This window comes from Natronobacterium texcoconense (assembly GCF_900104065.1).
In the GTDB taxonomy this organism is placed as follows: domain Archaea; phylum Halobacteriota; class Halobacteria; order Halobacteriales; family Natrialbaceae; genus Natronobacterium; species Natronobacterium texcoconense.
Genome location: NZ_FNLC01000001.1, coordinates 1,009,988 through 1,030,435, shown reverse-complemented (window position 1 = coordinate 1,030,435; position 20,448 = coordinate 1,009,988). Strand labels below are relative to the sequence as shown.

Here is a 20,448-nt window from a genome sequence, read left to right as displayed (position 1 = left end):
CCACCGGTGAAAAGGAGCCGGCAACTGCAGGCTCACTGACGACGTTCAGGGAACGTCGTACGTTCCGATCTCGACGAGGTTGTCGTCCGGATCCCGGACGTACACCGACCTGATTGGGCCGACCGCGCCCGTGCGATCGATCGGCCCCATGACGACGTCGACGTCGTGTTCCTCGAGCTGGCGCTGGACCGCCTCGAGCGACGTCGTCGTCAGGAGACAGACGTCTCCAGCGCCGGGTGTCGGGTCCGCAGCGACGGGTTCGACGTCGTTGTCGACCGGGTGGAGGTTGATCTTCTGGTCGCCGAAGCGGATCGCCTTCCGATCGTCGCCGAACGTTACGATTTCGGCTCCGAGTTTCTCGTAGAACGCACAGCTGGCCGCCACGTCGGAGACGGTGAGGACGAAGTGGTCGATGCCGGTGAACTTCATCGGTGGCTCCCTCGAGTCGTCGACTGGTCTCTCGGTTCCATAGACGCCGTTCGTGGACGCAGTACAAAGCGTTGGCTCGAGACGACGGAGTCGGGTCAGTCGAGCTCTACGGCGGACGGTGGCTCGACGCCGCGTCGTGCCGGCTCGAGGCCGTCCTGAAACGGCGACAGCAACCACAGCGAGTAGACGACGAGGACCGTTCCACCGGCGACGAGACACGGCAACAGTATCGACGGTCTGCGGAGTACGTATTCGCCGAGTCCCGCAATCCCGCTACCGAACAGGAGAAACGGCGTCAACCAGGAGTAGTCGGTCGAGACGTACCGAAGGACGTACTCGCGGACGTGGATGGCATAGAGGTACCCCCCGAAGAGGCCGAGCGTGGCTACGATCCACTGGGCCGTTCCCTGTGGCCACCCGAAGTCGAAGCGCAGGTGAGCGTACGCGCCGACGACAGGGAGGAAGACGAGAAGAACGAGCAACTCACCTTCCCGGCCGTCCGGGACGGTCCAGTCGCCGTCCTCGTCGCGGAACCACTCGAGGAGGTGGAGAGTCATCGATTACCGATACTAGTTGTTGGCTGTTCAATATTACTGACGATCGCTTACACGTCCGCTACGCCATCGACGTAGGACGGCCGCTCGGCGTACTCGATCGGATCGCAGACGCCGAGTCGCTGGAACGCCTGCAGCCGGAACGCACAGGCGTCACAGGTGCCACAGGCCGGTTCGTTCTCGCGGTAACAGCTCCAGGTGTGTTCGTAGGGCACCTCGAGTTCCACTCCGCGCTCGGCGATGTCGGTCTTCGACCAGTCGACGAACGGCGCTTCGATCCCGATCTCGGTTTCGGGTTTCGTACCGACGTCGACCACCTGTTCGAAGGCCTCGAAGAACTCTGGTCGGCAGTCGGGATACCCCGAGAAGTCCTCACTGTGAGCGCCGATGAAGACGGCCTCGCAGTCGTTGGCCTCCGCGTAGGAGACGGCCATCGAGAGCAGGTTGGCGTTGCGGAAGGGAACGTAGGAGGTCGGAATTTCGTCGCTTTCCGTGTCCGCGTCCGCGACTTCCAGTTCGTCGTCGGTGAGACTCGAGGCACCGATCGACGCGAGGTGGCCGGTCTCGACCCACAGGAAATCTGCAGCGCCGACTTCCTCGGCGACGCGGCGGGCACACTCGAGTTCGCGGTCCGCGGTCTGCTGGCCGTAGGAGGTGTGCAGGGCGTAGATTTCGTACCCCCTGTCGCGGGCTTCGTATGCGGCCGTGGCGCTGTCCATGCCGCCGGACAGCAAGACGACGGCGCGTTTTTCGTCGGTCGATTCGGCTTCGTCGTTCCGATCGGAAGTGTCGTCAGTCATGATCTACGTCTCGGGTGCGTCGTTCCAGAGGTCAACGTGCAATCGCGGCGTGTACCGGAATCCGTACTCCATCGCGAGGTTGGCGACCCGTTCGCGAGTCTCGGCGAGGCGGTCGCGGGTGGCTCCTTCGGGCATCAACAGGACGTCCTCGTCGCGAACGGGGATGTCGGCGACCTCGCGAAGGTCGGCGAGTAACTCGAGGATCTCGGGCATGTCTCCCTCGTCCGTGACGACGAACTTCAACTGGAATTCGTAGGTCTCGACGAGAGCTGCGAGCGCCTCCATGTCGATGCGCTCGCTCTCGTGTCGTTCGGCCCACTCGCCGTCTTCCCGGTTCATGGCTCCCGACGATCGTCGTTCATCGTCTCGAGATTCTTCCGGCATCTCGCCGCTCGGATCGCGCTCGGGCGTCGGCGTACTGCTCGCGAGTTTCGGGCTGATCGACGCAAGGTCGATCGGCGCCTCGCGGTGGATCGTCCCGTTGGTCTCGACGGTCGTGTGATAGCCACGCGCGTCGAGTGCCTCGAGCAGGTCGACGCTCTCCTCGTGGAGCAGGGGTTCGCCACCCGTGAGGACGACGTGGTCGGCGTCGTGGCCTTCGATTTCGGCGATAATCTCTTCGAGACTCATCCACGCGTGAGTCGGCTCCCAGGAGGTGTGATAGGAGTCACAGAACCAGCACCGGAGGTTACAGCCGCTCGTCCGGACGAAGACGGAGGGGACGCCGGCCAGCGTGCCCTCGCCCTGCAGGGAGTAGAACAGTTCGTTGATCGGTAGCGAAGGGCCGGCAGTCGCGTCCGAATCCGGCCGTTCGTCGATCGAATCGGAAACCGGCATCTCAGAACCCGCTTCCCGCACAGAGTTCGCTCGTCTCGTTGACCCGGACCGCCACGTCGGAGACGGTATCGGGGAGGGCTTCCTCGAGTTTCCCCTCCAGAAGCACGCTCATCACCTCGGCCGTCGGCGGGTGCTCGAGCACCACGAGAGCGTCGTCGTCGCCGGCGGCTTCGAAGGCCTCGACGAGCGGGTCGCCTTCCTCCACGAGGAACATGTGGTCCCACTCCTCGATAACCGCAGTGACGTCGCCCTTGTCGGCGACCCATCCCTCCTCGGTGAGTTCGCCTTCGATCGTGACGGCGACCTCGTAGTTGTGGCCGTGCGGCCGCGAACACTTCCCGTCGTGGTGCAGGAGTCGGTGACCGGCGCTGATCCTGATCGGGCGGTCGTGACCGACCTCGAGCGTTCGGCTGGTGCCGACGATGGACTCGTCGTTCGCTGCCGTCTGCTCGAGCGATCCTGTTCCAGTGGTCATACTCCAGTATTCTCTCGAGAATACTTAAGGATGATCGTACGGCGCGACACGCTCTCCGATCCCGTCCTGAATCGGGTGAGTCGAGTTCGAGAACCAGCCTGAATCGTAGCTGCGAACACAGTAGTGTCAACTCGAAACTAGTAAAAGAGTGTCGACAGGAGTTCGAGACCGGTCGGTCGGAAGTCAGTCGCCGAGCTGGTCCTGCAGTCTGTTTTTGGCTTCGGTGCGGCGTTTGCGCGAGAAGTCGGGCGTCTCGTCCGAGAAGTCGACCTCGATCTCGTCCAGGGTTCGCCGGTAGATGTTCGTCCGCCGGCCGTTGTCCGAGAGCTGTCGCCCCTCACAGGTCAGCAGGCCTGCATCGACGAGTTCTTCGATCCGTCGGTAGCAGGTGGCGATCGGTATCTCGACGTCCTCGCTCAGTGCCTGTGCCGACTTCGGTGTGTCCGCGGCACAGAGAATTTCGGCGCTGTACTTGTTGCCGAGTGCCGACAGCACCGCGGTCGAGTCGCCGTCGTTTCTATCCGTCCGACTACGTGACATTGTCTATTCGTAGCCAATTATCAAGATTGAATCTTGTGGTACGTGATATGATTTTGTCATTCTTCGATTGCGAGTTAGCGACGAGACGCATTTGGCCCCCCAGCCCGAACCTCCCGGTATGAACGTCGCGGTCGTCACGGTCGGAGACGAACTGCTCGCCGGGCAGACGACGAACACGAACGCTACCTGGCTCTGTGAACGCCTCGCCGAGCGCGGCGTCGACGTCGAACGCGTCACGACGGTCCCGGACCGGATCGGAGACATCGCCCGCGTCGTCAACGAGTACCGCGCCGAGTACGACGCAGTGATCGTCACGGGCGGCGTCGGGCCGACGCACGACGACGTCACCATGGACGGCGTGGCTGCCGCGCTCGGCCGCTCGCTCGAGGAACACGAGACTGCCCTGGCCTGGCTCGAGGAGGAAGGCTACTCACGATCGGATCTAACGGAGGGGACGGCGGACCTGCCGGCGGGTGCACGGCCGCTTCACAACGAGGTTGGCGTCGCGCCGGGCGCAGCACTCGAGGGTGTCTACGTTCTGCCCGGCGTTCCCGCGGAGATGCGTGCGATGTTCGCGTCGATCGAACCGGAGTTTTCGGGGACCGAGACGTATCGCGAGGTCGTCGTCGCCGACGAACCCGAGAGCGCATTGCTCGATCGAATCGCGGCGCTACGCGAGCAGTTCGACGTGTCCGTCGGGAGCTACCCCGGAGACTCCGTCCGCATCGCTCTCGAGAGCACCGACGAGACGACAGTAACGGAGGCTGCGTCCTGGCTTCGAGAGCGCGTCGAGACGCCCGCGAACTAGTTAGCGGTACAGGTAGGCCAGCCAGACGATCGTAACGAGGAGACCGAGGATCAGGGTCCCCCAGCCGACGAGTTCGATCGGAAGCGGTGATTCCGCTGCGAGAATTCCGTAGGGTAGTTCGGTCATAGTCGGCGATCCGTACCGATCCCTCTTAATCTTTCAGAAACGGGGCGAGGGGGCGGTCGAAACTCTTCAATGACTCGCGCCCGACAGTAGCCACGTATGGAGTCTCTCGGCGTCGTAGTCAACCCGATCGCGGGCATGGGCGGTCGCGTCGGGCTGAAGGGTACCGATGGGAAACTCGAGGAAGCACGCCAGCGTGGTGCAGAGCCACGAGCACCGGATCGCGCTCGCAAGGCCCTCCGATCGCTGTACGACCGTGACCCGGACTGTACTGTCTATACGGCCGCAGACGTCATGGGCGAGCACGCGACTCGAGACGCGGGATTCGATCCGGTCGTCGTGTACGAGCCAGCGACGGACGACGGTCGAACTGACGACCCCGCCGACGCGGAAACGACCGCAGACGACACGCGACGGGCGGTCCGGGCGTTTCTCGAGGAGGGCGTCGATCTCGTCCTGTTCGTCGGCGGCGACGGGACGGCCGTCGACGTGGCGGAAGTCCTCGAGGACGAAGGCGAAGCATCGCCAGAAGACGCCGAACCGACGCCGATGCTCGGCGTTCCGGCGGGCGTCAAGGTCTACTCGTCGGTGTTCGCCGTGACACCGAGGGATGCGGGCCGGATCGCCGCCGAGTTCGACCGAATCGAGTCCCGCGAGGTCAACGATATCGACGAAGAGGCCTACCGCGAGGGCGAGGTGCGGGCCGAACTCCGCGCGATCGTTCCGGTTCCGGTCGCTCCCGATCTGCAGTCGAGCAAGCAACTCGCGAGCGGGAGCGTCGACGCGCTCGCGTCCGGCTTCGCCCGCGAAGTCGAGTCCGGCCGCACGTACGTCTTCGGTCCCGGAAGCACCGTCGGTACGATCGAGGAAGAACTGGGCATCGACCCCTCCCCGCTTGGCGTCGACGCCTGGCGGGCCGGTCCCGACACTGACGAGCCAGCGGCAGGCGGTGACCTCCTCGCCCGTGACGCCGCCGAAGAGGGCATCCTCGAGGTCCTCGAGGAGCCGACGACGATCGTCGTCTCGCCGATCGGCGGCCAGGGCTTTATCTTCGGCCGGGGCAACCACCAGATCTCGCCCGCCGTCATCGAGCGCGCCGACGAGATCGACGTCGTCGCCTCGGAGGAGAAACTCGACGGCCTCGACTCGCTGCGGGTCGACACCGACGACGACACGGTCGACGAGGAGCTCCGTGGCTGGCTCAGGGTCCGGACGGGCCGGTTCACGACGCGGCTGGTCAAGGTCGTCTAAGGACGGTACTCGTCGACCTCCGACGAGTCATGATATAATTTCCACCTCAGATATAAGGCATGTATAGTCAAGATTAAGGTCACAGCCATCTGTACAAGTGTGTATGGAAACGCGGAAAGTGCAACGGCTCGGGCCGTCGACGCTGGCGATGACCCTCCCCGCAGAGTGGGCCTCCGAACACGACGTCGAGAAAGGCGACGAGGTGTCGCTTCGAACCAGCGGAAAGGGCACGCTGACGGTAATGCCCGAATCGGCCAGTTCCGAGGAGACGGAAGCGATCATCCACGCCGACGACCTCACCGCCGCCGCGGTCGAACGCGCAATCGTCGCCCAGTACGTCCTCGGCCGACGCGTCATCCGCATCGAACGCGAGGACGGCGCTCTCGAGTCCGATCACATCAACGCCGTCTACCAGGCCGAAACCCAGCTAATGGGACTCGGTGTCATCGAGGAGACCCCCGAGAGCATCTCCATTCGCTGTTCGGTCGACCCGGAGGACTTTACGCTCGATAACCTGCTCGAGCGCCTGGAGCGAACCGGCCAGACGATGCGTGGCGAGGCGATCAAGGCGCTCGCCCACGGCAACCCCGACCTGGCACAGCGGGCCCTGAACCGGGAGCGCCAGGCGAACAAAATCTTCGTCCTCCTCCTGCGATTGATCTTCACTGCCTACCAGAACCCGAACCTCGCGCGTGCGGTCGGACTCAACAGCGGCTTCCCGCTGATCGGCTACCGATCGATCGCGAAGAACCTCGAACTCACTGCGGACAACGCCGAGGACATCGCCGACATCGTCATGGAGACGGAAGGGCACTCGCTGGACGTCGACAGTTCGGTCATGCGCGACATCCGCGAACTGAACGATCTCGTCGGCGATATCACCTCCCTCGCGGTCGAGGCGGCGGTCGAACGCGATTACGACATGTCCAACGAGGTCCGAACGCTGTTTCACGACATCGCCGACCGCGAAGACGAAATCCTCGAGGAACTCCCCGAGATGTCCAACGAGGAACTGCTGCGGGTGCGTGAAGTACTCGTTAGCCTCCAGCAAACCGCCGAGTACGCGATGCGAAACGCCGAAATCGCCGCGAACCTCGCGCTGAACGAGGAGTCAGAGCACACGACCATCAACTGACCGTCGGTCGTCACCGACGCCACTCGAGACCGGAATCGACGGTCAGTATCGTCGCGCGTGGCACTCGTTCACGCCGCCGGAAACAAGTGCAATTAAGAGACCCCACTCACAACCCTCGAGCATGGCTACGGAAACGGAGTCGTCGACGGACAAAGGCCTTGGAATAGCGCTTGCACTCGGTGCGCTCGCGACCATCGGTGCGCTCGTGATGTTTACCGGTGCACCCGATATCGAGGCAGCGTGGGGCTTTGCTGCTGCAGTTCTCTTCGCCTCGCTCGCAGTCGTCGGCATCCACGTCTGGGAGTAGACTCGAGTCACCCGCTCGAGATTGACTTGTGTGACGCCGGCGCTGGCTGTTAAGAGTTAAGGCCGACGCCGGCCTAGTATCGGTACGGACGATGACCGACTACTCCGACGAAGAGCAGCGGATCCTCTCGTATCTCCGCGAGAGCGCCGCCCGAGGTGAGCAGTACTTTCGGGCAAAGAACATCGCGGATGCGATCGGCCTCTCGTCGAAACAGGTAGGTGCACGACTACCCCATCTCGCCGAGAAGTCCGACGAAGTCGACATCGAAAAGTGGGGACGCGCCCGCTCGACCACCTGGAAAGTCACCCTTAGCTGATCCAGTCGAACCGAGCCGTCATACGGATTGCTGTACCGATGTACCGGCGCAACCGCGACCCGTGCGGCGGTTGCGCCCGAAATGACTTACAGTAAACCGTATCAGTCGACCGCCGATACTCGATCGGCAGAACCTGCCGTCGACTGCCCCACTCCACTGTCTTTTTACCCGAGAACCGCTCACGTGGAGGCATGACTGTACGGATCGAGCGGGCGTTCGAGCTGTCGGCGTCGCCCGAACAGGTATGGGAGTTCATCGCTGACCCCGAGAACCGCGCCCGGGCGATCAGCGTCGTGCGCGAGTACACCGCCGACGATCCGAGCGGTCGCGAGGTGACCTGGCACGTCGAGTTGCCGATCCCGCTCGTGCGGCGAACGGTCGCCGTCGAGACCGAGGATCTCACCCGTCGTCCCCCCGAGTACGTCGAGTTCGTCGGCAAATCCAAGGTGATGAAAGTCACCGGCGAGCACCACATTGTCGAGACCGACGAGGGCACTCGCCTCGAGAACCGGTTCGTCGTCGACGGCAAACTCCCCGGCGTCGAGAAGTTCTTCAGGCGAAACCTCGACGGTGAGATCGAAAACCTGCGACGCGCACTCGAGCGCTGGCTCGCGACGGAGACCTGATACCCATGAACGCCGATACCCACGACCCCGACCGTCCACTGACGATCGAACTCGCACAGATCCAGGTCGAGGCAGGCGCGATCGACCGGAACGTCGACCGTGCGCTCGAGGCGATCGAGGACGCCGCCGATCGCGGCGCGGACCTCGTCGCCCTGCCGGAGCTGTTCAACGTCGGCTACTTCGCGTTCGATCTCTACGACCGCTACGCCGAATCCGTCGAGGGCGAGACGTTCTCCCGACTGCGCGAGGCCGCGGCCGACCACGAGGTTGCCGTCCTCGCGGGAACGATCGTCGAGGACCTCGCAGAGACCGAGAGCGTCCCGACGCCGGCCGACGAGGGACTGGCCAACACCGCCGCGCTGTTCGACGCCGAGGGCGACCTGCAACTGATCTACCGGAAACACCACCTCTTCGGCTACGAATCCGCCGAATCCGAACTGCTCGTCCCCGGCGAGCGACTCGAGACGGCGACCATCGGCGGCGTCACCGTCGGCGTGACGACCTGTTACGACCTCCGGTTTCCCGAACTCTACCGGGAACTGGTCGATGCGGGAACGGAACTCCTGCTCGCCCCGAGCGCGTGGCCTTACCCTCGGATCGAACACTGGGAGACGCTCTCGCGGGCGCGAGCGATCGAGAATCAGTGTTACGTCGCAACGATCAACGGCTCCGGGTCGTTCGACACCGGCGACGGCGAGGCCACGCTGCTCGGCCGATCGACCGTCTACGACCCGTGGGGCGTCACCGTCGCCTCGAGCGGCGACGCGCCGACGACGGTCAGAGCCGACGTCGATCCCGAAACGATCGCGACCGTTCGCGACGAGTTCCCGGCGCTTCGCGATCGGCGACTCTGAGGACCGAGAGTGCCAGACGTGTGTACGAATAGCACGTTCTGACCGCTGACTTTTTGTCTCCCCGCACCCTTAGTCGGAGTGCCGGTACAGGCGCTTTTCACGTCTACCCGGCAAGCGCGTCGCTCCGGCCCGTCGCACGCTCGTTCCCGGGAACGAGCATCCACGTCCGCGTCCGGCACCTCACCTCGGCCTCGTCCACTCCTTTCGCCCCTTTCACTTTCCGACGCTCGACCGCTCACCGTCGTCGATCCGCTCGAGAGCTCGATCGTGCCACGAGCGTAGCAGACGCCCGAACGGTGAGCGTCATCAGAGCAGTGGGAGAACCGTTACAGTTTGAGGGTGACATACGAACAGTAGCGATTCGAACGGCTACAGTACTCGTCAGAGAGACAGGTGAAACTGGACCGGACGAACGCTATCCGAGAAAAAACAGCTCTGAAACGGTCGGCCGAGAGATCAAATCAGGGGACTGCTTAGTCGTCTCGAGTCACGATGTCCGCCGACAGCCCCTGTGCCATCTCGATTTCCTTCGAGTTGTTCATCGTCCAGGCGGTGCGTTCGGTGACGGCCTCGATCGCTTCGCGGGCGCTCGGGTAGCCGTTGCCGGACTTCTTGACGCCGCCGAACGGGAGCTGGACCTCGGCACCGATACACGGCAGGTTCGCGTACGCGAGGCCGATGTCGGCGTGGTCGCGGAAGTAGTTGATCTGGCGGTAGTCCTCGGAGATGACCGCGCCAGCGAGTCCGTAGGGCGTGTCGTTGTGGATTTCGACGGCGTCCTCGATGTCACCCGAGTACTCGAGCAGGGCGACGTGCGGACCGAAACACTCCTCTTTGAGACAGCGCAGGTCGGTGTCGTAGTCGATCTCGTAGACGAACGGGCCGACCCAGTGGCCGTCGTCGTGGCCGTCGGGAATCTCGTCGTCTGCGAGTTCGAAGCGGTCGACCAGCACGTTCGCACCCTCCTTCCGGGCGAGTTCGTTGTGTTTGCGGATCTTCTCGACGTGGTCGGCCTCGATGGCCGGCCCCATGAACGTGTCCTCCTCGAGCGGGTCACCGACGGCGATGTCTTCCGCGATGTCGACGAACCGTTCCTTGAACTCGTCGTAGAGGTCCTCGTGGACGATCAGGCGCTCGCTCGAGACACAGCGCTGGCCGGTCGTCTTGAAACTCGACATGATCGCCGAGTGGACGGCGATGTCGAGGTCGGCTTCTTCGGTGATGACGATGCCGTTCTTGCCACCCATCTCGCAGGCCGCGAGCTTGCCGGGTTCGCCACCGACCTTGCTTGCGATCTCGTGGCCGACCTCGGCGGAGCCCGTAAAGAGGACGGTGTCGACGCGGCTGTCGTCGCTGATCGCGGCACCGGCGTCGCCGAAGCCCTGAATCATGTTGAAGACGCCGTCCGGAATCCCGGCGTCTTCCATCATCTCGGCGATGATCTGGCCACACCACGGCGTCTGCTCGGCGGGCTTCCAGACGACCGTGTTCCCCTCGACCAGCGCGATGGCCATGTGCCAGAACGGGATGGCGACCGGGAAGTTCCACGGCGTGATACAACCGATGACGCCCCGTGGCTTGCGGCGCATGTAGGCGTCCTTGCTGCCGACCTCGCTCGGGACCACGTCGCCGTGGGGATGGCGGGCGTTGCCTGCGGCCCACTCGACCATGTGCCAGGCCTCGGTGACGTCGGCTTTCCCTTCGCTGATCTCCTTGCCACACTCCTTGGAGACGATCTCGCCGAGTTCCTCGTGTCGCTCCCGGAGTTCGTGGTAGATGTCCCACAGGTACTCCGCACGGTCGATGTAGGACAGTTCGCGCCACTCCTCGAAGGCGTCTTCCGCGGCCTCGAGCGCGGCGTCTACGTCGTCCTCTGTTCCCCGGTGGAACTCCGCGAGCGTCTCGCCCGTCGCGGGGTTCTCACTGGTGAACGTCTCGGAGCCACTGCCCTCGGTCCACTCGCCGGCGATGTAGTGTTTGTTCGTTTGCGTCCCGGTTTGTTGCGACATAGTCGATAGTTACTCGCTGGTTCCATGTAAGCACCACCGGTCATGGTCGCCCCCTGAATTTATTTCGTAACGTTCGGAACCTAACGCATTGGTCGGGTGGTGGCTTATGGTCTCCGTCTCGAGGAATACGAACGAATGATCCCCCCTATCGCGAGCAAATTCGTCGCGGGTGAGACGTCCGCCGAAGCCCTCGAACACGCTCGGACGCTCAACGATCGCGACGTCACAGCTATTCTGAACCTGCTGGGTGAGCACTACGACGATCCCGCCGGCGCAGCGGCGGATACCGACGCCTACCTCGCGTTGATCGACGACATCGGCGGCTCCGACGTCGACGCCTGTATCTCCGTGAAGCCGTCACAGATCGGTCTCGACGTCGGCGAGGACGTCTTCGAGGACAACCTCACCGAAATCGCCGACCGCGGGGCAGAGCAGGACGTGTTCGTCTGGGTCGACATGGAAGATTACACGACGACCGACGCTACCCTCGACGCCTACGAGGACCTCGTCCGACGCCACGAAGGCGGGATGGGCGTCTGTCTCCAGGCGAACCTGAAACGCACACGCGAGGACCTCGAGCGGCTTGCGGACGCTCCAGGGAAAGTCCGGATCGTTAAGGGAGCGTACGACGAACCCGAATCGGTCGCCTACACCGACAAGGAACGCGTCGACGAGGTCTACCGGGAACTCATCGAGTACATGTTCGAGTCGTTCGACGACGGCGTCGCGGTCGGCAGCCACGATCCGGAGTTCGTCTCGCTCGCTCGCGAGTTACACGAAGAACACGGCACGCCCTACGAAATCCAGATGCTGATGGGGGTCCGGACCGATGCCCAGTACGAACTGGCCGCCGACGGCGTGGACGTCTACCAGTACATTCCCTACGGCGGCAAGTGGTTCTCCTACTTCTATCGGCGGGTCCGAGAACGAAAGGAGAACGCGCTGTTCGCGCTACGGGCGATCCTGAACTGACCGGGGTGGAAACGAAATCGGAATCGATCCTGTCCCGTTTTGCGGATTGTCTCCGCGTTCGTAGTTGGTGATTGTGATGACGAGGCACAGACACAGCGCGAGGAATACTTTTCAAGGCTCCTCGAGCAGCGAGCGAGCCCGCTGCACGTAGCTGTTTGCGTTCCAGCTGCGGGCGTCGCTGATCTCGTCGAGGAGTATCTGAGCGTCGGCAGCTGACAGCTGTTCGGTCCGAACGAGGACTGAGAGTACAGTCGGGGTCGTCACGAGCCGAGTATCAGCGAGCGACGCGTGAATCAGGCCGAGCTGGTTGAACTCATCACAGAGAAACAGTGCGGCATCGAGTTCGTTTGCGAGGGTGACGGCAGCGTTCTCGCCGTCATCGAGTGGAAACTCGGCGTCGAGGTCGACCGACTGGATCTCGAGCGTATCAGTTCGGTCGAGCACGGTGGTTGCGGCACGACCGTGCGCGTCGTCGTACGAGCCGATCTCCTGGAGTTCTCCGATGACCGCTGCTGGGACGGCGACCTCGTATTGGGACAGACAGATCGAGAGTGGACTAGGATCGTCGTCAGCAACGATCCCGAGGCTAACGAGGGCGGAGGAGTCTGCGACGAGCCGCGACATCTATGCGTCGGCGACCTCGTCGATGAAGTCCTCATCCAGTTGCTGTTTCAACACCCGGAGGTTCGCTGCCTCTTCAGCGCGGACGAGTGCTTTGAGTTGCTCGAAGGTTATCTCGTCGTCGTAGTAGGCGGCCGCGATTTCTTGAGTAAGCGCGTCATCGTGAGCGGCCTCCTGGAGGTATTCCCGGAGCGCAGTTACGAGGATGTCCGTTCGATCCTCTCCGAGAACGTCAGCGAGGGCATCGGTACGGTCGATGAGCCGATACGGTGCTCGAAACTGGACGCGCTTCTTGTCGCTACTCATTATGTGTACAATGTGAGCCAGCTTACTTAGCCCTTATCGTGTGGACGCTTTGAGTGGTCTCGGACTGGAGTATCCGTATCCGTGCAGTGGCGAGCGAAGCTATAGCTGGTACTGACCTCCTCCCACGACTGAAGTCGTGGGGTTCCCGTCACGGACGGGGGTCCCACAAGTTGGGGAGGTTCGCAAGTCCGTTCGAGTCCTCGAACGACTTGCGTTCTGGGTCGGGTCAGTACGACCCCCGGTCGAGATAGCGGGCTTCATCTACCCCGTATGGGTGCGTATCCTTACCTCGACCTCGGCACGTGGTAGTATTGTACAAAGTCTGGTTAAAGCTTACGTGCTTCATCCCACGAGTAAACTCGTGGGCTTTCGCGCTGTTACCGTGTAACGACATGTAGCATACAGAGCGTACAGTCAGCCACTATTGATGACTGCGACAAGTGCGTCGTCAACCGATTACCGACCTAGTTTGCGACTGTCTGCAAAACAAGAACGATTCAGGGGTCGAGCAGTTTCGACTCCGCTCGTCGCAAGTGCTCGAGCAGCGTCGACTTCGCGAGGTCCATGTCGGCGGCCAGTTCGCGAGTCGTGATCTCTCTTGGCCACTCGTAGTAGCCGGCTTCGCGGGCGTGTTCGAACACCTCTCGCTGGGCCGTCGTCAGCGTATCGAGCCGTTCGTCGCGGGTCGAACGCTCGGGCGTATCCGACGTCGTGATCGACGTCACCGTCACTTCGGCACCGCTCTGTTCGCGAACCTCGTCTAACGACTCCTCGATCTCGGAGCGATCGCCGGCGAAACAGAGGTTCCACTCCTCGCTGCCGTCCTCGATCCGGACCGGTGCGCTGTGGACGAACCCGTTTTTCAGCAAGGTCGGACAGACCATCTCGTTCGGATCGTACTCGAGGAAGAACTCGCGGACGACGTTGCCCGGTGCGTTGCGAGCGCGGCCGAACCGTTCCTGCAGTTCGAACACTTCGCCCGAGTGCTCGGACTCCCGGATCGCGTCGAGGAGTTGTTCGACTTCGTCCGACGTGTCGCCGAACGCCGTAAACAGCCCCCGGACCGTCTCCGGGCTTTCGTCGGTCATCGGCGAGTTGTACACCGCGTGAGCAAGCACGCCGCCGCCCGTTCGATCGGTCGACTCGATCGCCCAGCAGTTCGGGTGCCACAGATCGAGGGTCAGCCGAACGCTCGATACCTCTCCCTTCAGACTCATGTGTATACCTGTCTCGAGGGACGCTTTCTATGTTGTGTTTTCGGAACGGATGTCCGGAAAATACTATGATCAGTGGTTATTCGTACAGCGAACGGCCGAGGACGTGACACCTCGAGTACCGTTCGGCGCGTCGATCAAACGATCAGACTCTCGAGGTCTCGTGGATAGTACGTCAGCGTCTCCGTCCCTTCCTCGGTCACGAGCACCGTGTCGGAGTGTCTGAATCCGCCCAGGCCGGGAACGTAGAAGCCGGGTTCGACGGTGAACAGTTCGCCCGGTCGGATTTCGCCGTCCTGGTCGACGTCGAGGAACGGCCGCTCGTGGCCCTCCAGACCGATATTGTGGCCGACGTGGTGTTGGGTGTACTCCGCGACGCCCTGTTCCTCGTAGTAGTCGACGACGACCTCCTCGACAGTGGCGTACTCGACCCCGGGTTCGATCGCTTCGATCGCGATGTCCTGGGATTCTTTCATGATCTCGAAGTAATCCCGCTTCTCGTCGGAGACCTCGCCGACGAACATCGTCCGCTCGAGTTCGGTCGTGTAGCCGCCGACGTTCGGCTTGACGATGGTGACGATGTTGTCGCCGCGTTCGATCCGCGTCGTCTGGTCCATGCTGTGGGGGAGTCCGGTCACGTCACCGGTCGTGAACAGACACTGCATCGGATTGGCCCACGAGCGCATCTCGTAGCGGTCGCCGAGCGTGTCGAGCATCGACTTGACTGCTTCGGCCTCGACCTCCGCACGAACCTCGATCGGGCGGCGGCCGACCTCGATCCGTTCCTGCAGGAGCCGGTGACCGAGGTTCGCCCAGACGCTTGCCTCCCGGATGAGTTCGATCTCGGCGTCGCTTTTCGTCTCACGCATGTCGGTGATGTAGTCTTCGACGCCGACGTCGCCGGAGAGTAGGTCAGAGAGCGAAGGGCCTGTGTAGCCGTTGCGGGCGGGACTCCCATCGGAGTCGACCGCGATCGAGCCGTTCGCCAGTCCGAGGCGCTCGCACATCTCCGCAACCTGTTCCATCGGATCGTCCTGTGGGTATTCGAAGTAGGTCGTCACCTCGTCGATCAGGAAGTCGTCTCGCGAGGCGTGTTCCTGCTCGAGTCGCGGGACGACTGCCTCGACCCGCTCGTCGGTGATTCCCAGCGCGACCGGCCGCTCCGTCGGGAGGTGATACATCCCGCTGACGTAGTGGATGTTCAACGATCCGAACAGGACGACGCCATCGTACCCGTCCTCGGCGGCGTATTCGAGTAACTCTCGTTTCCGTTCGCGGTGTTCCGCTCGAGAAATCGTGAGGTCTGTCATCGGGTGACACCAGACGACTGTCGGTATTAAAACCGGACCCGACCAACGGTCGGCTAGTTTCGTCCTGTTTACTACGTATAACTATCTGTGAGTAACTTTCGGTCGGGGGTGTTTTTAAGTGGTGTGTCTTGCATTCCCACGACATGGCAGTCGAATCCGACGTAACGTTACTGTACATCGTCGCCGGGTATCTGGTCGTCATGCTCGGCGTCGGTGTCTGGGCGTACGGAAAGACGAACACAGCGGAGGACTTCATGGTCGCCGGCCGGAGTCTCGGCGCGGTGATCATCGCCGGGACGCTGATGGCCACCTGGATGGGGTCGGGAACGGTTACCGGCGGCGCGAACTCGATCGCGTACGATAACGGGTTCTGGCCGGCGTTGCTGTTCGGGACGGCTGCGCTCATCGGTATCGGCGTTCTGTTCCTGCTCGCGCCACGAATCCGTGCGTTCGATAAACTGACCATCCCCGAGATGATCGAGGAGGAACTGGGGAAGGAAGGCAAGGTCATCAGCCTGCTCGTCATCGCCTTCGCTTACGTGGGAATCGTCTCCTACCAGTTCATCGGACTCGGGTTCGTGCTGAACGTCACTACCGGTATCTCGGTCACCCAGGGGACGCTGATCGGAACCGGTATCATCATCGCGCTCGCGGCGATGGGCGGACTCATGTCCGTCGCGTACACGGACGCGATCAGCGCGTTCCTGATGCTCATCGGTCTCATCGTCGCCGTCCCGTTCGTGATTCTCAACGCCGGCGGCATGGAAGGAATCGCCGCCAACGTCCCCGAAACCCACTTCGACGCGCTCGGGGACCTCACCTTCCTGCAGTTCTTCGCGCTGTGGGCACCGCCGCTGCTCCTGATCCTCGCGGACCAGAACATGTACCAGCGAATCATCGCCGGTGAAACCGACGAGGGAACCAATACGGGACTGATCGCCTGGTTCGTCGGCGTCGCGGCGGCGATGACGCTCGTCCCCGTGATCGCCTTCGCCTCCCGTGCGATGTTCCCCGAACTCGACCCCGGGATGGCGCTGATCGCGACGACGACGGAGATTCCGGTCTGGATCGGCGGTATCTTGCTCGCCGCCGCCGCAGCGTTCATCATCACGACCGGTAGCTCCTACCTGCTGTCGGCCTGTACCAACATCTCCCAGGACCTCTACAAGGGGCTGATCAACCCCGACGCCTCCGACCGACAGGTCTTCTGGCTGACTCGAATTTGCGTGATCGTCCTCGGGGTCTTCGCGTTCGTCCTCGGACAGTACTTCCCGACGATCCTCGAGGTCCAGATGTACTCCTACACCGCCTACGGTGCGGCGATCACGCCGCCACTGCTGGCGATCTTCCTGATGCGTGACCGCCTGACGAAGGTCGGCGGCCTCACCGGGATGATCGCCGGTGCCGTGCTCGCGATCACGTGGGACACGGTACTCGCCAGCCCGTACGGGCTCGACGCGGTGATCGTCGCAGCGCCGGTTGCCGCGGTGCTCATCGTCGTCGTTAGCTACCTCACGAGCGATTCGGCGACGCCGACGCCGACCAGCGCCTGATCGGACGTCGCGTTCGACTTTTTTTCTCGCTCGAGACGATCAGTATCGGCTCAGTTCCGCTGCTTTCTCGAGTTCGCTGCGCAGTTGCGTCGAGTCGAACTCGTGATCCGGACGCAGTCGGACGAAATCCAGAAACCGGCGGGCTGCGAGCAGGTCGTCAGGGTCGTAGATGCTCGCTGCCGCCTCGACCGACCGTCGCGCACCGATTCGGGGCTCGAGGACGGCGAGTGCACAGGCGAGGTCGTAGGCCGTCGTCTCCGCGACGCGGTCCTCGTGGACGTTCGTGGCGTCGATGAAGTAGAGGTTTCCGTCACAGATGAGGATGTTTTCGGCCCGAAGATCGCCGTGGGCGAGGCCGTGATCGTGTAACGTCGCGAGCATCTCGAACAGCTCCGGTGCGCGTTCGGCGACGACCTCGTTCGAGACCGTTCCCAGCGATTCGAAGTCGGGGAGATACTCGAGGACGAGCACTCCCAGGCCGTTCACTTCGAACGCCTCGATCGGTCGAGGGGCGTTGATGCCGATTTCTCGCATCCGCTGGGTCGCCTCGTGTTCGTGTTCGACCATCTCGCGAGGCGTATCGAACCGGTCGAAGAAGCCACCGGTGCCCGCGGAGACGGCGCCAACGTTTCGCCCGGTCGTGAGGACAGCGTGGACGAGTGCGTTCTGTCGCGAAACGATCTTGACGAACCACTCGTCGTCGATGACACAGGGCGTCGACAGCCAGTTGTCGGCCTCGAGAAACTCGACGCGAACGATTTCGCGGTCGTGTCGGTCCGCCAGCGTGTGGATGACGCGCTCGATGCGGTCCCACTCGACGCTGCCGCGGACGAGCTGGCGGATATCCATACGGAAGACACTGGGGCTTCCAAGTTAAATGCGTCCCGAAGTATCGCCAACCGGATGTGTCACCGGAGCGGCTACCCTGATCGATCGGCAGATCGGCGCTCGAGCCGACCGAGAACGTCAGAACAGTATTATTTTCACTGATGGGACGCTACTGGCGTGCAAATGGACGCTATCGACGACCTCGGAGATGCGATCGATACCACGCGGAATCTCCTGTTGCCGATCCGGGCCGGACTGTGGCTCAAACTCGCTATCGTCGTTCTCTTCGTCGGCGGAATGGGGCTGGGCGGCGGTGTCGTTACGCCGGGCGAGATCGAACCGCTGCTAGAGGAACCGGAAATCGACGACCCTGCCGTCGACGAGCCGGCCGTCGAGGAACCGGTCGCTGACGAGTTGCCCGAGGGGGTCGACCCCGGTGACCTGCTCGCGATAGCGGCGCTCGTGCTGGTCGTCTTGCTCTTCCTGTGGCTACTCTTTGCCGTGATCAGCGCGATCATGGAGTTCGTCTTCGTCGAGTCGCTGCGATCGAAGGAGGTGCGCATTCTGCGATTCGGGTGGCAGAACCTCGTCCGTGGCCTCCAGCTGGTCCTGTTCCGACTCTTCACGTTACTTCTCGTCGGTGGGCTCGGAATCGCGCTGTTTCTGACGGTCGGTGGCCCGATCCTCGAGGACTTCTCGTCCACCGCAGCAGCGTTCCTCCTCTTCGTACTGGCTGTCGCCCTCTACGCTCCCTACGCCATCGTGATGCGCTTTACGTCCGAGTTCGTCGCACCGATCATGCTCCTCGAGGGGCGAAATATCCTCTCCGGCTGGAGTCGCTTCTGGGGAACAGTTACGTCGGACCTCGCCGAGTACGGCGTCTACCTGATCCTCGTCTGGATTCTCCAGCTCGTCGTCAGCATCGCCGTCTCCTTCCTGCTGGCGATTGCCGGGCTGGTGGTCGCGATCCCGTTCGTGATTCTCGTGGTCGTGCTCTTCTTCCTCGGCGAGATCGGCGCGTTGCTCGCGATACCCGTCGCGATCCTCGGCGTGCTCGCGTTCCTGCTGGTGGTCGGGCTCGTCCAGATGCCGTTCCGTACTTACTTCCAGTACTACGCGCTGTTGTTGCTCGGCGACACCAACCCCGACCTCGACCTGATTCCTGACCAGCGAGCGGCTGTCCGTGAGGATCGTGACGAACCTGTCGAACCGACCGACCGGGACGAAGGCCCCTCCGCACCCGACGGGCGCTGGGGTGCTGACGGCCGCGACGAGGAGGAGACCGGCGAGTCCTCGCTCTGGGACGAAACCACCGAGCGAGACGACGAGGACGAAGACGACGGCCGCGGCTGGTAACCTCTTGCGACGCGGTTGGTGTTGTCAACCGTGTCGATCGGTGTCGGTGCGTTTATTCATTACCCCGGCAAGTATTGCGTATGGACTTCGACGTGTCCGACGAACACCGGATGATCCAGGAGACCGTCCGGGACTTCTGTGAAAACGAGATCGAACCGATCGCCCAGGAGATCGAAGAGGAACACCGATTCCCCGAGGAGATCTTCGACCAGCTCGCGGAGCTGGATATGATGGGCGTCCCCATCTCCGAGGAGTACGGCGGGCTCGGCGGTGACACGTTGATGTACTCGCTGGTCGCCGAGGAACTCGGTCGCGTCTCCGGATCGATCGGGCTCTCCTACGTGGCACACACGTCGCTCGCGTCGAAGCCGATCGAACTGTTCGGCACCGACGAACAGAAAGAACGCTGGCTGCGTCCGCTCGCGGAAGGCGAGTACCTCGGCGGCTGGGCACTGACCGAACCGGGCAGCGGCTCCGACGCCTCCGACATGAACACCACCGCGGAGAAGGACGGCGACGAGTGGGTGATCAACGGCACCAAGCAGTTCATCACGAACGCGAGCGAGGCAGGTTCCGTGCTCGTCAAAGCCGTCACCGAACCCGGTGCCGGCTACGACGGCATCTCGACGTTCATCGTCGACCCCGAGGAAGACGACGGCTTCGAGGTGACGACGGTCTGGGACAAGATGGGGCTGAACGCTTCGCCGACCTGCGAGATTCAACTCGAGAACGTCCGCGTCTCCGAAGACCGTCTGCTCGGTGAGGAAGGCGACGGGTGGGAGCAGACGAAAAAGACTCTGGATGGCGGCCGAATCTCGATCGCCGCCCTCTCGACGGGCCTGGCCCAGGGTGCCTACGAGCATGCAAAGGCCTACAGCCAGGAACGCGAGCAGTTCGGCCAGCCGATCTCGGAGTTCGACGCGATCCGGGACAAGATCGTCGACATGCACCGGAAGACCGAACGCGCACGCCTGCTGACGCACAAGGCCGCGACGACCTACGACGACGGCGAACCCGTGACGCGAGAGTCGGCACTCGCAAAGCTCGATGCGAGCGAGGCCGCACGCGAGGTCGCGGAGGACGCCGTCCAGGTGCTGGGCGGCTACGGGTACACGACGGACTTCGCCCCACAGCGGTTCTACCGCGACGCCAAACTGATGGAGATCGGCGAGGGGACGAGCGAGATCCAGCACCTCGTCATCGGCCGAGAGCTCGGCCTGTAAG

Annotated in this window: 24 protein-coding genes; 11 read left to right on the top strand and 13 right to left on the bottom strand. The window is 62.9% G+C overall.

The genetic code is table 11. From position 1 onward, the window contains the following. Positions 1 to 45: 45 nt before the first annotated feature. The 6 genes from BLR35_RS05240 to BLR35_RS05215 all read right to left on the bottom strand — a co-directional run bounded on the left by BLR35_RS05240 (position 46) and on the right by BLR35_RS05215 (position 3,635). The gene (locus BLR35_RS05240; RefSeq protein WP_090378369.1) at positions 46 to 429 is read right to left on the bottom strand and encodes a VOC family protein; all 384 of its coding nucleotides are present in this window, start codon (positions 427 to 429) and stop codon (positions 46 to 48) included. A 95-nt stretch (positions 430 to 524) separates the two neighbouring features. Continuing rightward, a complete protein-coding gene (locus tag BLR35_RS05235; protein ID WP_090378364.1) occupies positions 525 to 986 on the bottom strand; it encodes a hypothetical protein in 462 nt (153 codons plus the stop codon). Positions 987 to 1,033: 47 nt separating this feature from the next. Next, on the bottom strand, positions 1,034 to 1,783 hold the full coding sequence (queC, locus tag BLR35_RS05230) for a 7-cyano-7-deazaguanine synthase QueC (protein ID WP_090378361.1): 750 nt from the start codon (positions 1,781 to 1,783) through the stop codon (positions 1,034 to 1,036). Between the two features lie 3 nt (positions 1,784 to 1,786). Next, positions 1,787 to 2,620, bottom strand: a complete 834-nt coding sequence (locus tag BLR35_RS05225; protein ID WP_090378359.1) for a 7-carboxy-7-deazaguanine synthase QueE — start codon at positions 2,618 to 2,620, stop codon at positions 1,787 to 1,789. Position 2,621: 1 nt separating this feature from the next. Further along, complete coding sequence (locus BLR35_RS05220; protein ID WP_090378356.1) at positions 2,622 to 3,095, bottom strand: 6-pyruvoyl trahydropterin synthase family protein; 474 nt, start codon at positions 3,093 to 3,095, stop codon at positions 2,622 to 2,624. Positions 3,096 to 3,278: 183 nt separating this feature from the next. Beyond that, entirely contained in the window at positions 3,279 to 3,635 is a 357-nt protein-coding gene (locus BLR35_RS05215; RefSeq protein WP_090378353.1) for a winged helix-turn-helix domain-containing protein, read from the bottom strand. Between the two features lie 118 nt (positions 3,636 to 3,753). Between BLR35_RS05215 and BLR35_RS05210 the strand changes: the two genes are divergently transcribed. After that, positions 3,754 to 4,443 carry a competence/damage-inducible protein A gene (locus BLR35_RS05210; protein WP_090378350.1) on the top strand — a complete coding sequence of 230 codons (690 nt, stop codon included), beginning with the start codon at positions 3,754 to 3,756 and terminating at the stop codon, positions 4,441 to 4,443. Here the strand turns inward: BLR35_RS05210 and BLR35_RS21085 are convergent, their stop codons facing one another. After that, positions 4,444 to 4,569: a hypothetical protein gene (locus tag BLR35_RS21085; RefSeq protein ID WP_280139352.1), complete on the bottom strand. Its 126-nt coding sequence runs from the start codon at positions 4,567 to 4,569 to the stop codon at positions 4,444 to 4,446. Between the two features lie 96 nt (positions 4,570 to 4,665). Between BLR35_RS21085 and BLR35_RS05205 the strand changes: the two genes are divergently transcribed. The 6 genes from BLR35_RS05205 to BLR35_RS05180 all read left to right on the top strand — a co-directional run bounded on the left by BLR35_RS05205 (position 4,666) and on the right by BLR35_RS05180 (position 9,055). Then, entirely contained in the window at positions 4,666 to 5,817 is a 1,152-nt protein-coding gene (locus tag BLR35_RS05205) for an ATP-NAD kinase family protein (RefSeq protein WP_090378347.1), read from the top strand. 103 nt (positions 5,818 to 5,920) lie between these two features. Beyond that, positions 5,921 to 6,952 carry a phosphate signaling complex PhoU family protein gene (locus tag BLR35_RS05200; RefSeq protein ID WP_090378344.1) on the top strand — a complete coding sequence of 344 codons (1,032 nt, stop codon included), beginning with the start codon at positions 5,921 to 5,923 and terminating at the stop codon, positions 6,950 to 6,952. 121 nt (positions 6,953 to 7,073) lie between these two features. Further along, positions 7,074 to 7,259, top strand: coding sequence for a DUF7525 family protein (locus BLR35_RS05195; protein ID WP_090378341.1), 186 nt, complete (start codon positions 7,074 to 7,076; stop codon positions 7,257 to 7,259). A 91-nt stretch (positions 7,260 to 7,350) separates the two neighbouring features. Next, positions 7,351 to 7,575 (top strand): DUF7123 family protein, encoded by a 225-nt coding sequence (locus BLR35_RS05190; protein ID WP_090378338.1) that lies wholly within the window; start codon positions 7,351 to 7,353, stop codon positions 7,573 to 7,575. Between the two features lie 191 nt (positions 7,576 to 7,766). After that, positions 7,767 to 8,201, top strand: a complete 435-nt coding sequence (locus tag BLR35_RS05185; RefSeq protein WP_090378335.1) for an SRPBCC family protein — start codon at positions 7,767 to 7,769, stop codon at positions 8,199 to 8,201. A 5-nt stretch (positions 8,202 to 8,206) separates the two neighbouring features. Further along, positions 8,207 to 9,055: a carbon-nitrogen family hydrolase gene (locus BLR35_RS05180; protein WP_090378332.1), complete on the top strand. Its 849-nt coding sequence runs from the start codon at positions 8,207 to 8,209 to the stop codon at positions 9,053 to 9,055. Positions 9,056 to 9,528: 473 nt separating this feature from the next. Here BLR35_RS05180 and BLR35_RS05175 read toward each other — a convergent pair whose 3' ends face one another. Continuing rightward, positions 9,529 to 11,064, bottom strand: coding sequence for an aldehyde dehydrogenase family protein (locus BLR35_RS05175; RefSeq protein WP_090378328.1), 1,536 nt, complete (start codon positions 11,062 to 11,064; stop codon positions 9,529 to 9,531). 135 nt (positions 11,065 to 11,199) lie between these two features. Between BLR35_RS05175 and BLR35_RS05170 the strand changes: the two genes are divergently transcribed. Next, entirely contained in the window at positions 11,200 to 12,036 is an 837-nt protein-coding gene (locus BLR35_RS05170) for a proline dehydrogenase family protein (RefSeq protein ID WP_090378324.1), read from the top strand. A gap of 111 nt (positions 12,037 to 12,147) precedes the next feature. On the opposite strand, the gene BLR35_RS05165 is transcribed toward BLR35_RS05170, so the two are convergent. From BLR35_RS05165 to BLR35_RS05150, 4 genes are all read right to left on the bottom strand, one after another. Beyond that, positions 12,148 to 12,660 carry a PIN domain-containing protein gene (locus tag BLR35_RS05165; protein ID WP_090378321.1) on the bottom strand — a complete coding sequence of 171 codons (513 nt, stop codon included), beginning with the start codon at positions 12,658 to 12,660 and terminating at the stop codon, positions 12,148 to 12,150. Continuing rightward, entirely contained in the window at positions 12,661 to 12,963 is a 303-nt protein-coding gene (locus tag BLR35_RS05160) for a hypothetical protein (protein ID WP_090378318.1), read from the bottom strand. Positions 12,964 to 13,460: 497 nt separating this feature from the next. Beyond that, a complete protein-coding gene (locus tag BLR35_RS05155; RefSeq protein ID WP_090378315.1) occupies positions 13,461 to 14,180 on the bottom strand; it encodes a helix-turn-helix domain-containing protein in 720 nt (239 codons plus the stop codon). A 134-nt stretch (positions 14,181 to 14,314) separates the two neighbouring features. Further along, entirely contained in the window at positions 14,315 to 15,487 is a 1,173-nt protein-coding gene (locus BLR35_RS05150; RefSeq protein ID WP_090378312.1) for a M24 family metallopeptidase, read from the bottom strand. Between the two features lie 143 nt (positions 15,488 to 15,630). On the opposite strand from BLR35_RS05150, the gene BLR35_RS05145 reads away from it, so the two are divergent. After that, positions 15,631 to 17,040 carry a sodium:solute symporter family protein gene (locus BLR35_RS05145; RefSeq protein ID WP_090378310.1) on the top strand — a complete coding sequence of 470 codons (1,410 nt, stop codon included), beginning with the start codon at positions 15,631 to 15,633 and terminating at the stop codon, positions 17,038 to 17,040. A gap of 39 nt (positions 17,041 to 17,079) precedes the next feature. Here BLR35_RS05145 and BLR35_RS05140 read toward each other — a convergent pair whose 3' ends face one another. Beyond that, positions 17,080 to 17,889, bottom strand: coding sequence for an RIO1 family regulatory kinase/ATPase domain-containing protein (locus tag BLR35_RS05140; RefSeq protein ID WP_090378307.1), 810 nt, complete (start codon positions 17,887 to 17,889; stop codon positions 17,080 to 17,082). Between the two features lie 162 nt (positions 17,890 to 18,051). Here BLR35_RS05140 and BLR35_RS05135 point away from each other — a divergent pair, with 162 nt between their 5' ends. Beyond that, positions 18,052 to 19,224, top strand: coding sequence for a DUF7544 domain-containing protein (locus BLR35_RS05135; RefSeq protein WP_090378303.1), 1,173 nt, complete (start codon positions 18,052 to 18,054; stop codon positions 19,222 to 19,224). An 80-nt stretch (positions 19,225 to 19,304) separates the two neighbouring features. After that, positions 19,305 to 20,447: an acyl-CoA dehydrogenase family protein gene (locus BLR35_RS05130; protein WP_090378299.1), complete on the top strand. Its 1,143-nt coding sequence runs from the start codon at positions 19,305 to 19,307 to the stop codon at positions 20,445 to 20,447. The last annotated feature ends 1 nt before the right edge of the window (position 20,448 follow it).